The following is a 13,625-nucleotide window of genomic DNA, read 5'->3' as shown; positions in this document are numbered from 1 at the left end:
TAAAGGCATATAACACGCGCAGAATAGCCCAACACAATTCACTTGTATAATTTTTATTTCATATATTTACCACCAATACATTCACCATAATTATCATCATTTCCGTAGAATTATTTCTTTAAGGTTTTACTTAAGGCGTAACAATTCATATTTATCCCTTTACGGAACTTCTCCTTTAGCATGCTTTTACTCCCTACATGGGTAGTCACAGGTTAATAAAAAAACTAAAGGATTATTTCAATGAACAGAAAGGTACTGGCTCTCGTAATTCCTGCCCTGCTGGCTGCAGGCGCTGCTCACGCTGCTGAAGTTTATAATAAAGACGGCAACAAATTAGATCTCTATGGCAAAGTAGACGGCCTGCATTATTTCTCTGATGACGCTAACAGTGATGGCGATCAGACTTATATGCGTATGGGCTTCAAAGGCGAAACTCAGGTTAACGATATGATCACCGGTTATGGCCAGTGGGAATATCAGGTTCAAGCTAACGGCACCGAAGGTGATAAAGGCGACTCCTGGACTCGTCTGGCATTCGCAGGTATTAAAGTCGGCGACTACGGCTCATTCGACTACGGCCGTAACTACGGCGTAATGTACGACGTTGAAGGCTGGACTGATATGCTGCCGGAATTCGGTGGCGACTCTTACACCAAAGCAGACAACTTCATGACCGGTCGTGCGAACGGCGTGGCGACCTACCGTAATACCGACTTCTTTGGTCTGGTTGACGGTCTGAACGTGGCGTTGCAGTACCAGGGCGCGAACGAAAATCAGTCACCAGAGCAGGAAGGTACCAATAACGGTGGCGACGATCGTAACATGAAGAACTCCAACGGTGACGGCTTCGGTATCTCCTCGACCTACGATTTGGGTATGGGTGTAAGCTTCGGTGCAGCATACACTTCTTCTGACCGTACTAACGAGCAGGTTAACAATTCTACCGCGGGCGGTGATAAAGCTGACGCGTGGACAGTCGGTCTGAAATACGACGCGAACAACATCTACCTGGCAACCATGTACTCCGAAACCCGCAACATGACCCCTTATGGTGGCTCAAACGGTAGTGATAATACGATTGCCAACAAAACTCAGAACTTTGAAGTGACTGCGCAATACCAGTTCGACTTCGGTCTGCGTCCGGAAGTTTCTTTCCTGATGTCTAAAGGTAAGGATCTGGGTGTAAACGGATCTGATGGCGACCAGGATCTGGTGAAATATGCATCCGTTGGCGCTACTTACTACTTCAACAAAAACTTCTCCACCTATGTTGATTACAAAATCAACCTGCTGGATGAAGATAAAAACTTCTACAGCCAAAACGACATCTCTACCGATGACGTAGTAGCACTGGGTATGGTTTACCAGTTCTAATCCGTCAGCCCGCTGGCAACAGCGGGCTCTCTTTATGTTCTAACAATTCTGTTTTATCCAGATCAAAACATTATATCTGTTGCGCTAAAACACATCTTTGATAGATGATATCTTGCATTAAGACCTGTAGTAGAGGATACCTGCAATGAATCATCATCCTGTAAAATCATCCCGTATTGCATCCGTCGGCTATGACGAATCCTCCCGCACGCTAGAAATTCGCTTTCACCAGTTGTCTACTCTGCAATATCAGCATGTCCCTGCTCGTATTTTTCGTGATTTCCTGAGCGTCGTTTCTAAAGGTCGATTTTACGATGGAGTAATAAAAGGGAAGTTTCCTGAAATAAAAATAAAGTGATGCCAAAATGTGATCTTTGTCATTGTACATAAAGTGCCATTACGCGGTAAGCTTTGGGTGGATACTTAAACAGGAGGTTTTATGAACAGAACGATTCTTGTACCCATCGATATTTCAGACTCAGAATTAACTCAACGTGTTATTGCCCATGTTGAAGCAGAGGCAAAAATTGACGATGCACAGGTTCATTTTTTGACCGTAATTCCGTCACTGCCCTATTATGCTTCCCTGGGATTGGCCTACTCGGCAGAGTTACCGGCCATGGAAGATCTGAAAGCCGAAGCAAAATCTCAACTGGAAGAGATTATCAAGAAGTTCAATATCCCAACGGACAGAGTGCACGTTCATGTCACAGAAGGTGCGCCAAAAGATAAGATTCTGGAGATGGCCAAAAAATTACCGGCTGATATGGTCATTATTGCCTCACATCGACCTGACATCACTACCTACCTGCTGGGGTCTAACGCCGCAGCCGTGGTGCGTCATGCGGAGTGTTCGGTACTGGTAGTCCGCTAAGCTGTCTGGCCCGCACATCGCTGCGGGCTTTTTGTTTCTACCTCTTATACCCCACGATTCCTGTCCTAAATGTGCTGACATTTTTCCCGCTTATCCGTACCATACACGCCACAGTTTTTATATCAGACTTCTTTTGCCGGACTATCCGGCGTGATGCATACTCTTCTGATGCCACACTATGAATTGAGCCTCTATTAAATGTCGCAAAATCAAGATATTAGCAAGAAAGAACAATACAACCTGAACAAATTGCAAAAACGTCTGCGCCGTAACGTGGGCGAAGCCATTGCCGACTTCAATATGATCGAAGACGGCGATCGCATTATGGTGTGCCTTTCCGGGGGGAAAGACAGCTATACCATGCTGGAGATCTTGCGTAATTTGCAGCAAAGCGCCCCGATCAGTTTTTCCTTAGTTGCGGTTAACCTCGATCAGAAACAACCTGGCTTCCCGGAGCATATTCTGCCGGAATATCTGGAACAACTGGGCGTGGAGTATAAGATTGTCGAAGAAAACACCTACGGGATCGTCAAAGATAAAATCCCTGAAGGCAAAACGACCTGCTCGCTCTGTTCTCGCCTGCGTCGCGGCATTCTGTACCGCACGGCAACTGAGTTAGGCGCCACCAAGATTGCGCTCGGTCACCATCGCGACGACATCCTGCAAACGCTGTTTTTAAACATGTTCTACGGCGGGAAGATGAAAGGTATGCCGCCGAAGTTGATGAGCGATGACGGTAAACATATCGTTATCCGTCCGCTGGCTTACTGCCGTGAGAAAGATATCGAGCGTTTCTCCGAAGCGAAAGGTTTCCCGATTATTCCATGTAATCTGTGCGGCTCACAGCCTAACCTGCAGCGTCAGGTCATTGCCGATATGCTGCGCGACTGGGACAAACGCTATCCAGGGCGTATTGAAACCATGTTCAGCGCAATGCAGAACGTTGTACCTTCACATCTGAGCGATATCAATCTGTTCGATTTTAAAGGCATCAGGCACGGTTCAGAGGTTGTGGACGGCGGTGATTTAGCGTTCGATCGTGAAGAGATCCCGTTGCAGCCTGCGGGGTGGCAGCCAGAAGAAGATGATGCTCAACTGGATGAGCTGCGCCTGAACGTCGTGGAAGTGAAGTAAGTCGATAGTGCCGGATAAGCGGAGCGCCATCAGGCGCTCCGACGAGTGGTTATTTCAATAACCGAACCCGGCAAGTCTTGCCTTTTATCTTACCGTTTTGCAATTGCTTCCATGCCTTATGCGCTACAGTCTGGCGAACAGCGACATAGACATGCGCCGGATGAACGGCAATTTTGCCGATATCGGCGCCTTCCAGACCAATATCACCGGTCAGCGCACCGAGAACATCGCCGGGACGCATTTTAGCCTTTTTACCGCCATCAATGCATAACGTCGCCATCTCAGCTTCCAGCGGCAGGATTGGGCCGTTAGCTGGAGCTGGCAGCCAGTTCAGCTTCAGTTGCAGCATTTCAGAAAGAATATTGGCCCGCTGCGCTTCTTCCGGTGCACAGAAGCTAATCGCCAGACCACTGTTGCCGGCACGCGCGGTACGTCCGATACGATGGACGTGGACTTCCGGATCCCACGCCAGTTCGAAGTTAACCACCAGCTCAAGTGATTTAATATCCAGACCACGCGCGGCCACATCGGTAGCAACCAGAACGCGCGCGCTGCCGTTGGCAAAACGCACCAGCGTCTGATCGCGATCGCGCTGCTCAAGATCGCCATGCAGTGAGAGAGCGCTTTGCCCCGCCGCATTCAGTGCGTCACACACGGCCTGACAATCTTTTTTGGTATTACAAAAAACTACGCATGATGCAGGTTGATGCTGACTGAGCAATTTTTGCAGCAGCGCAATTTTGCCGTGGCTGGAAGTTTCGAAAAACTGCTGCTCAATCGCCGGCAGCGCGTCAACGGTATCAATTTCGATCGTTAATGGATTTTGTTGCACCCGGCCACTAATGGCGGCAATGGCTTCCGGCCAGGTCGCAGAAAACAGTAAGGTCTGACGCGAAGCCGGCGCAAAGCGAATGACATCATCAATCGCATCGCTAAAGCCCATATCCAGCATGCGATCGGCTTCATCCATCACCAGCGTATTCAGGGCATCCAGAGAAACAGTGCCTTTTTGCAGATGGTCGAGTAAACGCCCCGGCGTTGCGACAATAATATGTGGCGCATGCTGCAGGGAGTCACGCTGTGCGCCAAAGGGCTGCCCACCGCACAACGTTAAGATCTTGGTGTTAGGCAGAAAGCGCGCTAAGCGACGCAGCTCACCCGCCACCTGGTCAGCAAGCTCGCGCGTTGGGCACAGCACCAGGGACTGCGTCTGAAACAGCGCGACATCAACATGCTGTAATAATCCAAGACCAAAAGCCGCCGTTTTGCCACTGCCGGTTTTAGCCTGCACGCGAACATCTTTCCCCGCCAGAATTGCCGGTAACGCAGCAGCCTGAACAGGCGTCATTTCAAGATAACCCAGCTCGTTAAGATTCTCGAGTTGGGCAGCAGGTAAAACATTCAGGGTTGAAAAAGCGGTCACAATTTAATCTCGCGGTAAAAACTCACAATCAGCAGGCGCGTATCCTCGCAGATCTGCGCCCGCGATGCGACAATTTAATCGGCTCTTCATCCGGTGGGGGATCCGGCATTGGCTGCGGACGAGGTATGGGATCGGGAATGGGAACCGGGTCGGTCGGTAGCGAATCAGTGTGCGGCGTTGCAATCAGACAGTTCATATACCCCTCCAGTTATTCAGGTTGGCTCTTTTAGGGTAGACGCTGATTTCCTGCAGGCAAAAAAAAGCCGACTAATCTAAGTCGGCGTCGTACGAATCAATTGTGCTATGCAGTAATTCAAAAAAGGAAGTAAGACAATATGGAGCGCAACGCCCATCGCTTGACGTTGCATTCACCTGCGAGAGAGATATTGCCCCGAATAGGTAGATGGTTTATTGACTTCGCTCAAAAACCAGGACGTTTTCATGCGCAAAAGTCACTAAAAAACGTTGTTGTTACAACCATTTACTACGATGCAACCATAAAGTAACACCACCAATCAGGACCACTAACAGAATACAAAAAAGTGAGAAGCCAAACTGCCAGCCACCGCCAGGGATACCGCCGAGGTTAACGCCAAACAGCCCGGTTAAAAATGTGCTGGGAAGAAAAACCATTGCCATCAATGACATTGTATACGTTCGGCGAGCCAGAGACTCCTGCATAACCTGCGCAATTTCATCCGCCATAATACCGGTCCTGGCAATACAGGCATCTATTTCATCCAGCCCTCTCCCTAGCCTGTCAGCGATATCCTGCATCCGCCGCCGATGGTCGTCGGTCATCCAGGAAAAACGTTCGCTCGCCAGCCGGGAATAGACATCGCGTTGAGGCGCCATATAGCGGCGCATCACAATTAACTGCTTACGCAGCAATGCCAGGAAACCACGCGGCGGAATCTGCTGATCAAGCAGGTTATCTTCCAGATCGATAATCTTATCGTGCAGTTGTTCGATAAACTCACTGGCATGATCGGTTAGTGCATCGCAAACATCCACCAGCCAACTACCACAATCAGCCGCTCCCGTGCCTTCCTGGAGATCGCTGACCACATCATCCAGCGCCAATACTTTACGCTGACGCGTTGAGACAATCAGACGTTCATCCATATATAAGCGCATCGCAACCAGTTGGTCAGGTCGCTCGTCGGTGCTGCCGTTAATACAGCGCAGCGTAATCAACGTACCTTCCCCTACCCGGCTTACGCGTGGGCGCGTGCTTTCACCCGCCAGCGCATCACGCACGTTATTGGGAAGTAAAGGCGTTGTCGCCAGCCATTGCGCGCTTTCAGGATGGGTATAATTAAGATGCAGCCAGCAGGGGTGTTGACTGTCGATAACATCGTTATCTTCCAGTGGCTTCACCCCACCACGGCCATCCAACAGCCAGGCAAACACGGCATCCGGCACATTAACATCCGTTCCCTTAATGGCTTCCACAGCGCCTCCACAAACATTCAGCTTTTTTCGTTAGTCTAGCTGTCAGAATATGTTAAGCAATATCTCATTGTCCCATTGTGCTGAAATGATTCATAAAAAGTATCTGATAATAAGAAAAGCGCCGACGAATGCGGCGCTGGTTACGAGATGCCCCTCTCAGGCCCGCTGGCGTCTCTCTGATTCAAGCGCATGACTTAAGCGAAATTTATGCGTTCGCGATTGAAGGTCAATCACCTGGTTTTTCAGGATACCTGAGGAGTCAGAAAGCTCATCAACCATAATGGCATTACTTTGGGTGACGTTCTCCAGTTCGGCCAGAGCATGGGTAATTCTGATTATTCCTTTCTCCTGCTCCTGCGTAGTGGTTAATATCTCGCCCATCAGTTGGTTTAATTGCCCGGCCCCCCCGACAATATCATGCATGTTTTTCTCAGCTTCACGCACAATAGCAGCGCCTTGCTGAACATTTTGATGGGTTTGGGCAATCAGTTGCTTAATATTCTTAGCTGCATCTGCACTGCGGTGTGCAAGCATTCTTACCTCACCGGCCACCACAGAAAAACCTTTGCCATGTTCACCGGCCCTTGCAGCTTCCACAGCAGCATTCAATGCCAGAATATTGGTCTGGAATGCAATACCATCTATCAGCGTAATAATTTCTGTCATTTGCTGTGCGCATTCGGTAATTGAACGCATATTTGTCGCAACCTGCACCATTAATTCGCCACCCTGACGTGCGCATTGCGTGGCAATTGTTGCCTGGGCGCTGGCTATTTGCGTGTTATCAGCATTATTCCGCGTATTAACCGCTATTTCATCCATGTTGGCAGCCGTCTGCATTAATGCTCCGGATTGCTGTTCTGTTTTCACTGAAAGCTCGGCGCTGCGTTCCGCCAGCTGTTCAGAAAGCGCCATCGCCGTTTGCGAGGATGTTCTGATCTCATTAACGAGTGCTGAAATATTACTTGATAAACTATTGATGCCAGGAATTAGTCTACCCGCACAGTTATTACCAAATTCGGGAATACTGATTGCCAGATTCCCGGATGTTACTTCTTCAATGCTTCTTTTAACCGTATTAATCGGCATGACCAGATATTTCGTCATGTACCACCACAAACATAATATAGAAATAATGCTTACCGCATTAGTGCCAATAATAATTTCTGGGGTAGCCGAAAAAATCATTTCAACAACATTGAGCACAACCGCCGTAATGAGCAGAAATAAAATAATAAAGGTTCTGACGCTAATATCATTTAACATTTTAACCCTGTGCACCAAGAAATAACGTGGATGTTATTTTTATAGCATCTGCAATACAGATTTCCATTGCTCTGTGACGAAAGCTGAACTTTCAATGAGAGCCAACAGACCTTTTACTTAAGTCAATAAATTACACTGGCCATTCATAATAGTTCAGCACTTTATCCCACCAATGGCGGTAATGTTCCCCACCATCAGATTATTGTGATGGCGAGCACGTGACGAGCATAAAACACACAGAAACATAGTTTTTATGAATGTTTATATAAGTAAAGGCTTGTCATTTTCAATATCTTGCCCTTCGCTCTAATACTCATTGTAAAAACACAAGAACATTCCTGGTTTTATCAGGTTAACTGGACAAAACCTGCTAGATTTATCATCACGGCTTTTTTTCGATAGGTAGCAAGATGTTGCACGTGTCGTGGGACCCTGTATTGATTGGGATTTCCTTTGTTGTCGCATTTATTGCCTCCTTTATTGCCCTCGACAGTGCGGGTAAGGTAGCAATCTCCAGCAAACGTGAATCTACCTTCTGGCGGCTATCTGGCGGCGCTACGCTGGGTATGGGGATCTGGTCGATGCATTTTATCGGTATGCTGGCCATGAAAATGACTATGCCGATCAATTATCACCTATCACTCACCGCGTTTTCGTTCTTTATTGCGCTCATTTCTGCAACCCTCGCCATCAATATCGCTATTTCCGGTAATACGTTATCAACAAAACGACTGGTCATTGCCACCAGCATATTGAGTGCCGGCGTTGTCACGATGCACTACGTTGGCATGTATGCCATTATCGAACATGTGGCCATCTCATGGGATCGCTCGCTGATTTTGCTCTCTGTAATTATTGCCGTCGTTGCGTCTGGCGTAGGTTTATGGCTGGCCTTCCATTTACGCCAAAACACCCGTCGCGTGCTGATTAACCGACTTATTGCTGCCCTTATTATGGCGCTGGCAATTGCTTCTATGCATTACACCGGTATGGGAGCGGCAACGTTCACCCATTTTGGACACACTGCGCACGATGGGCTCAGTACGCTGGAACTCTCTGTCTGGGTCTGCGCCGTCACGCTGATTATTTTGGGTATCATGCTGGTCGTCTCGATGGTGGATTCACAACTGCGCACTTCCCGACTGGCTGACAACCTGCATCAGTTGAACTGCCAGCTTGAACATCAGGTCCACTTCGACGCGCTGACCGGACTAGCTAATCGAACGCAAATTGATACCTGCTTACAGGCCTGCCTGCGGCATTCCAAATTGCATCAACAGCATTTCGCGTTGGTATTTATCGACCTCGATCGTTTTAAAGTCGTTAACGATACCTGGGGGCATCACATCGGTGATCAACTGCTGATTGCCAGTACACAGCGTATCTACAGTTGCCTTGATGACTCAATGACGCTGGCAAGACTGGGGGGAGATGAATTTATCCTGCTGGTTCCAGACTGCAACCCGCAGGCTATCTCCGCCTTGCTTGCGCAAATTTCAGATGCGATCGGTGACCCCTTTACCTTATTCGGTCATACCATTCGGGTTTCGTTAAGTGCGGGGAGCAGTATTTATCCCGAACATGGCTCGACACTGCATGAGCTAAAAGTGAAGGCCGATATGGCGATGTATCATGTCAAACAGGCGGGCAGAAACGGCTGGGCTATTTATAGTCCCAGATGGAAGCTATCGCTGATACGCCGCCGACATTTCTACAGGAACTTTCACAAGCGCTTGAACGCAACCAGTTTGAGCTATGGTATCAGCCTAAATATACCGCCGGAGATCATTCCCTGACTGGTTTTGAAGCATTATTACGCTGGCATCATCCGGAGCGCGGCATGCTGCTACCGGCTGAATTTCTGCCTGCGCTGGAAGAAACGGGCCTGATTATTCCCGTCGGCAAATGGGTTATCCAACAGGCATGTTTGCAGTTGCATCAGTGGACATTACAAGGGAATACAGAATGGACGCTCGCCGTTAACCTCTCCCCCGCCCAGTTTGAACAGCATGATATTATTGATGTTGTTTGCAACGCCCTGGCGCAATACCAACTTTCACCTGCCTGTCTCACGCTGGAGCTCACGGAGAGCACTGCACTTAAAAATTTAAAACGCAGTATTGAAATCCTGAATGCTTTCTCTGCTTTGGGGATCACCGTTTCTATTGATGATTTCGGCACTGGTTATTCAAATATACTGATGTTGAAGTCACTTCCGGCACGGGAATTAAAAATCGACAGGATATTTGTCAAAGATATTAGCGAGAACAGTAAAAATACAAAAATTGTGTCTACCATTATTGACATAGCTCACTCCATGAATATGCGCGTGGTGGCTAAAGGAATAGAAACCCAGGAGCAGGAATTACTTCTTACCCAGATGGGATGTAGCATGCTGCAAGGTTTCCTGTTTGCAAAACCGCTGCCAGCGCATAAGATTCATGAACTGATACAACCAGAAAACAGCATCAAACAAAAGCCAGTCGTACAACCCTTGTCTCACCGACAATCAATAACTTTGTGAGACTGTAATATCTAAAATATTCGCCATTAAACGGGCAATACAGCAGATAAAGATAACGGGATTATCGATGAGCACAACCGAGCTGCATTCACTGGATTTGTTAACCTTTCCGGTGTGGATTGTTTCGCCACAAACTGAAGAACTGGTGTTCGCTAATATCGTTGCACGTGAGCTAATGCAGGATCTCTGTTTTTCCCCACTGCGCAAGGGCATATTCTCAACGCATTCTCAACATGATTTAACCATGTATCTCAGTGACTTGAGCAATCATCATCACGTTGTTGAGATCCTCACGGTTTACCGCGATGGTGAGGAAATCGCGTTGGCTAGCCGCCTGTCCATTAAATCTCTGCCGGGCGTGGGGGATGTTATCCTTTTCGAAGGCATTGAAACGCCTACTGCGCAAGGTCTGAAAGCCAGCCGTTCAGCAACTTATCAACGAAAAAAACAGGGCTTTTATGCGCGTTTTTTCCAGACCAACTCCGCGCCAATGTTACTGATTGATCCGTCCCGCGATGGCCTGATCGTTGATGCAAACCTCAGTGCCCTGAATTTTTATGGTTACAACCTTGATGTGATGTGCCAGAAACATACCTGGGAGATCAACATGCTGGGCCGCCATATATTGCCGGTGATGCATGAAATCGCCCATCTGCCCGGCGGCCATAAGCCTTTGCACTTTGTCCATAAACTGGCAGACGGCACCTCACGTCATGTGCAAACCTACGCCGGACCGATTGAAATTTACGGTAATAAACTCATGTTGTGCATTATTCATGACATTACCGAACAAAAACGGCTGGAACAGGAGCTTGAGCATGCCGCTCTGCGTGACCCTTTAACGGGATTACTTAATCGCCGACATTTTTATCAGGTAACCGAGCCGGAGCAGACGCATGCGGTATCATTGACGCAGGACTACAGTCTGTTGTTGATCGACATCGATCGTTTTAAAAGCATTAACGATCTCTTCGGTCATTTAAAAGGCGATGAAGTGCTTTGCGCTCTGGCCCGCACGCTGGAATCCTGTGCACGAAAAGACGATCTTATTTTTCGCTGGGGTGGTGAAGAATTTGTGCTGCTGCTACCGCGAACCTCGCTGGATGTCGCCCTCAATCTTGCAGAAGTGATCCGCGCAACGGTAGCCAAGGTTACTCTCCCTGGTCTTCCCCGCTTTACCGTCAGCATTGGCGTTGCGCGGCACGAAACGAACGAAAGTATTGATGAATTATTCAAACGCGTGGACGACGCGTTGTACAAAGCCAAGCACGAAGGCAGGAACAGAGTACTGGCCGCCTGATGAATACGTTGATCAGCGGCTGCGCTTAGCGTGACGCTCCCAGTTTTCCTGTTTTGCCTGCGCGGTTTTACGTAATGCCACATAGCATGCCCCGCTGCCGCCGTGATGCGGCAAAGCGGCGCAGTAGGCCTGGACGTCATCAAATTCTGTCAGCCAGCGCGCCACATAGCTGCGAACAATATTGGCATGAGCATTATCGTCACGCCCCTTACCGTGTATCACCAGCACGTTACGTAATCCATCTTGCTGTGCCTGTAGAATAAAACTGAATAGCATCTGGCGGCATGTTTCTACGGGCTGGCGGATGAGATTAAGGCTCGCCTGCTGCGGATATCTTCCGGTTCGCAGTTTGTCAGTCACGCCGTGCTGTAAACCTTCGCGACGAAACTCAAGCGGCTCGTTCAACGGGATAATATCGAGAAACCCCGTCGTGAGAAAGTTATCCAGTTGAAGCGTATCGATACGCGCCGGAGTGCGGATATTACGCGTTGGCTGCCAGTGTACATCGGCGCAGCCCTTCAGTGGTTGGACATCCCCCATAGCATCCAGAAACAGCGAAGCATCATCAAGATTCATGTTTCTTCCTCCAGCGAATTACGACGAGCATTATCATAACCGCGCACTATTATACCGACAACGGTTTACGATTATTTCCAATAATTCACCTGGCTCGCTCCGCTGAAAAGATCTACTCACGACATACAGATATCCGTTTTTAGGGGTATAGCTGCAACTGTTGCTGCCGTGATAATGTGTAACCTCGCCTGAACGCTGTAATGAGAGAAACGGATGCTGAACTTACTGGAAGACACCATCGACACGCCGCTGGGCCCGCTGTGGGTTATTTGTGATGAGCAATTTCGCCTGCGCGCAGTGGAATGGGATCAGCACCGCGATCGCATGGAACAATTGCTGGATATTCATTACCGCACAGAAGGTTATCAGCGTATTACAGCCAAAAACCCTGGCGGATTAAGCGATAAACTGTCGGAGTATTTTGCCGGGAATCTCAGCATTATTGACACGCTGGAAACGGCAACGGCTGGCACGCCTTTCCAGCGTGAAGTCTGGCAAGTATTACGCACTATCCCGTGTGGGCAAGTCATGCACTATGGTCAACTGGCCGAACAGTTAGGGCGCCCCGGTGCAGCAAGAGCCGTCGGTGCGGCCAATGGCGCCAACCCGGTAAGCATTGTGGTCCCCTGCCATCGCGTCATTGGGCGTAACGGCACCATGACTGGATATGCTGGCGGCGTGCAGCGAAAAGAGTGGTTATTGCGTCACGAAGGTTATTTGCTACTCTAGATTCCAGGCAATTAATGCCTTATCCGTCACACTTTCGCATAATGTGACCACAAATTTAATGCGGTTAATCAAGGAGTTACAAACATTCATTCCGGTTATACCTGAATTATTCTCTATTGGGAGTAGCTCAGGCTTACGTGCTCACCAAAAAGATGTTAAAATTGACAAATATCAATTACGGCTTGAGCAGACCTATGATCCCGGAAAAGCGAATTATACGGCGCATTCAGTCTGGCGGTTGCGCTATCCATTGCCAGGATTGCAGCATCAGCCAGCTTTGCATCCCGTTCACACTTAACGAGCATGAGCTTGACCAGCTCGATAACATCATCGAGCGCAAAAAGCCTATCCAAAAGGGGCAAACGCTCTTTAAAGCAGGTGATGAACTTAAATCACTCTACGCTATCCGCTCCGGAACGATTAAAAGCTATACCATTACCGAACAAGGCGATGAGCAAATTACCGGCTTCCATCTGGCGGGTGATCTGGTCGGTTTTGACGCGATTGGCAGCGGACATCACCCGAGCTTTGCCCAGGCGCTGGAAACCTCAATGGTTTGCGAAATTCCTTTCGAAACCCTTGATGACCTGTCCGGAAAAATGCCGAATCTGCGTCAGCAGATGATGCGTCTGATGAGTGGCGAAATCAAAGGCGACCAGGATATGATCCTGCTGTTGTCGAAGAAAAATGCAGAAGAGCGCCTGGCGGCCTTTATCTACAACTTGTCTCGCCGCTTTGCCCAGCGCGGATTCTCGCCTCGTGAGTTCCGTCTGACCATGACCCGCGGCGACATCGGTAACTACCTGGGTCTGACGGTTGAAACCATCAGCCGCCTGTTGGGTCGTTTCCAGAAAAGCGGTATGCTGGCAGTGAAAGGCAAATACATTACTATTGAGAATAGCGACGCGCTGGCAGTTCTTGCTGGCCACACGCGTAACGTTGCGTAATCTTTCCGCAAGCATTTCTGTTA

Annotated in this window: 12 protein-coding genes and 1 pseudogene; 8 read left to right on the top strand and 5 right to left on the bottom strand. The window is 48.7% G+C overall.

From position 1 onward, the window contains the following. Window positions 1-240: 240 nt before the first annotated feature. The 4 genes from ompC (at window position 241) to ttcA (ending at window position 3,382) form a co-directional block, all read left to right on the top strand. Window positions 241-1,374 (top strand): porin OmpC, encoded by a 1,134-nt coding sequence (gene ompC, locus OGV38_RS15255; protein ID WP_065554417.1) that lies wholly within the window; start codon window positions 241-243, stop codon window positions 1,372-1,374. Between the two features lie 145 nt (window positions 1,375-1,519). Next, window positions 1,520-1,732 carry a KTSC domain-containing protein gene (locus OGV38_RS15250; RefSeq protein ID WP_016153189.1) on the top strand — a complete coding sequence of 71 codons (213 nt, stop codon included), beginning with the start codon at window positions 1,520-1,522 and terminating at the stop codon, window positions 1,730-1,732. 81 nt (window positions 1,733-1,813) lie between these two features. Beyond that, the gene (uspF, locus tag OGV38_RS15245; protein WP_016153190.1) at window positions 1,814-2,248 is read left to right on the top strand and encodes a universal stress protein UspF; all 435 of its coding nucleotides are present in this window, start codon (window positions 1,814-1,816) and stop codon (window positions 2,246-2,248) included. Window positions 2,249-2,446: 198 nt separating this feature from the next. Further along, window positions 2,447-3,382, top strand: a complete 936-nt coding sequence (gene ttcA, locus OGV38_RS15240; protein WP_016156617.1) for a tRNA 2-thiocytidine(32) synthetase TtcA — start codon at window positions 2,447-2,449, stop codon at window positions 3,380-3,382. Window positions 3,383-3,431: 49 nt separating this feature from the next. Here ttcA and dbpA read toward each other — a convergent pair whose 3' ends face one another. From dbpA to OGV38_RS15220, 4 genes are all read right to left on the bottom strand, one after another. Continuing rightward, complete coding sequence (gene dbpA, locus OGV38_RS15235; RefSeq protein WP_016156618.1) at window positions 3,432-4,805, bottom strand: ATP-dependent RNA helicase DbpA; 1,374 nt, start codon at window positions 4,803-4,805, stop codon at window positions 3,432-3,434. Between the two features lie 28 nt (window positions 4,806-4,833). Beyond that, window positions 4,834-5,001, bottom strand: coding sequence for a proline-rich small protein YnaL (gene ynaL, locus OGV38_RS15230; RefSeq protein WP_016153197.1), 168 nt, complete (start codon window positions 4,999-5,001; stop codon window positions 4,834-4,836). Between the two features lie 275 nt (window positions 5,002-5,276). Then, entirely contained in the window at window positions 5,277-6,260 is a 984-nt protein-coding gene (zntB, locus tag OGV38_RS15225; protein ID WP_016153198.1) for a zinc transporter ZntB, read from the bottom strand. Between the two features lie 156 nt (window positions 6,261-6,416). Further along, window positions 6,417-7,526 (bottom strand): methyl-accepting chemotaxis protein, encoded by a 1,110-nt coding sequence (locus tag OGV38_RS15220; RefSeq protein ID WP_049040722.1) that lies wholly within the window; start codon window positions 7,524-7,526, stop codon window positions 6,417-6,419. 410 nt (window positions 7,527-7,936) lie between these two features. On the opposite strand from OGV38_RS15220, the pseudogene OGV38_RS15215 reads away from it, so the two are divergent. Together OGV38_RS15215 and OGV38_RS15210 are read left to right on the top strand one after the other, a co-directional pair. Further along, window positions 7,937-10,050 (top strand): annotated as a pseudogene (locus OGV38_RS15215) (putative bifunctional diguanylate cyclase/phosphodiesterase). A 67-nt stretch (window positions 10,051-10,117) separates the two neighbouring features. Then, window positions 10,118-11,350, top strand: a complete 1,233-nt coding sequence (locus tag OGV38_RS15210; protein ID WP_181500351.1) for a GGDEF domain-containing protein — start codon at window positions 10,118-10,120, stop codon at window positions 11,348-11,350. A 12-nt stretch (window positions 11,351-11,362) separates the two neighbouring features. Here OGV38_RS15210 and smrA read toward each other — a convergent pair whose 3' ends face one another. Continuing rightward, complete coding sequence (smrA, locus tag OGV38_RS15205) at window positions 11,363-11,926, bottom strand: DNA endonuclease SmrA (protein ID WP_053388543.1); 564 nt, start codon at window positions 11,924-11,926, stop codon at window positions 11,363-11,365. Between the two features lie 213 nt (window positions 11,927-12,139). Here smrA and ogt point away from each other — a divergent pair, with 213 nt between their 5' ends. Continuing rightward, the gene (gene ogt, locus OGV38_RS15200) at window positions 12,140-12,655 is read left to right on the top strand and encodes a methylated-DNA--[protein]-cysteine S-methyltransferase (protein ID WP_103928244.1); all 516 of its coding nucleotides are present in this window, start codon (window positions 12,140-12,142) and stop codon (window positions 12,653-12,655) included. Window positions 12,656-12,849: 194 nt separating this feature from the next. Then, entirely contained in the window at window positions 12,850-13,602 is a 753-nt protein-coding gene (fnr, locus tag OGV38_RS15195) for a fumarate/nitrate reduction transcriptional regulator Fnr (RefSeq protein ID WP_003020397.1), read from the top strand. The last annotated feature ends 23 nt before the right edge of the window (window positions 13,603-13,625 follow it).

Source organism: Citrobacter sp. Cb080 (assembly GCF_030334745.1).
In the GTDB taxonomy this organism is placed as follows: Bacteria; Pseudomonadota; Gammaproteobacteria; order Enterobacterales; family Enterobacteriaceae; genus Citrobacter; species Citrobacter braakii.
This window is presented reverse-complemented; position numbering and strand designations above follow the sequence as displayed.

Bases quoted from the DNA above. Each gene is read 5' to 3' on its own strand.
- smrA (WP_053388543.1), bottom strand. From the start codon at position 11,926: ATGAATCTTGATGATGCTTCGCTGTTTCTGGATGCTATGGGGGATGTC.
- uspF (WP_016153190.1), top strand. From the start codon at position 1,814: ATGAACAGAACGATTCTTGTACCCATCGATATTTCAGACTCAGAATTA.
- ogt (WP_103928244.1), top strand. From the start codon at position 12,140: ATGCTGAACTTACTGGAAGACACCATCGACACGCCGCTGGGCCCGCTG.
- ompC (WP_065554417.1), top strand. From the start codon at position 241: ATGAACAGAAAGGTACTGGCTCTCGTAATTCCTGCCCTGCTGGCTGCA.
- OGV38_RS15250 (WP_016153189.1), top strand. From the start codon at position 1,520: ATGAATCATCATCCTGTAAAATCATCCCGTATTGCATCCGTCGGCTAT.
- ttcA (WP_016156617.1), top strand. From the start codon at position 2,447: ATGTCGCAAAATCAAGATATTAGCAAGAAAGAACAATACAACCTGAAC.
- ynaL (WP_016153197.1), bottom strand. From the start codon at position 5,001: ATGAACTGTCTGATTGCAACGCCGCACACTGATTCGCTACCGACCGAC.
- OGV38_RS15220 (WP_049040722.1), bottom strand. From the start codon at position 7,526: ATGTTAAATGATATTAGCGTCAGAACCTTTATTATTTTATTTCTGCTC.
- OGV38_RS15210 (WP_181500351.1), top strand. From the start codon at position 10,118: ATGAGCACAACCGAGCTGCATTCACTGGATTTGTTAACCTTTCCGGTG.
- fnr (WP_003020397.1), top strand. From the start codon at position 12,850: ATGATCCCGGAAAAGCGAATTATACGGCGCATTCAGTCTGGCGGTTGC.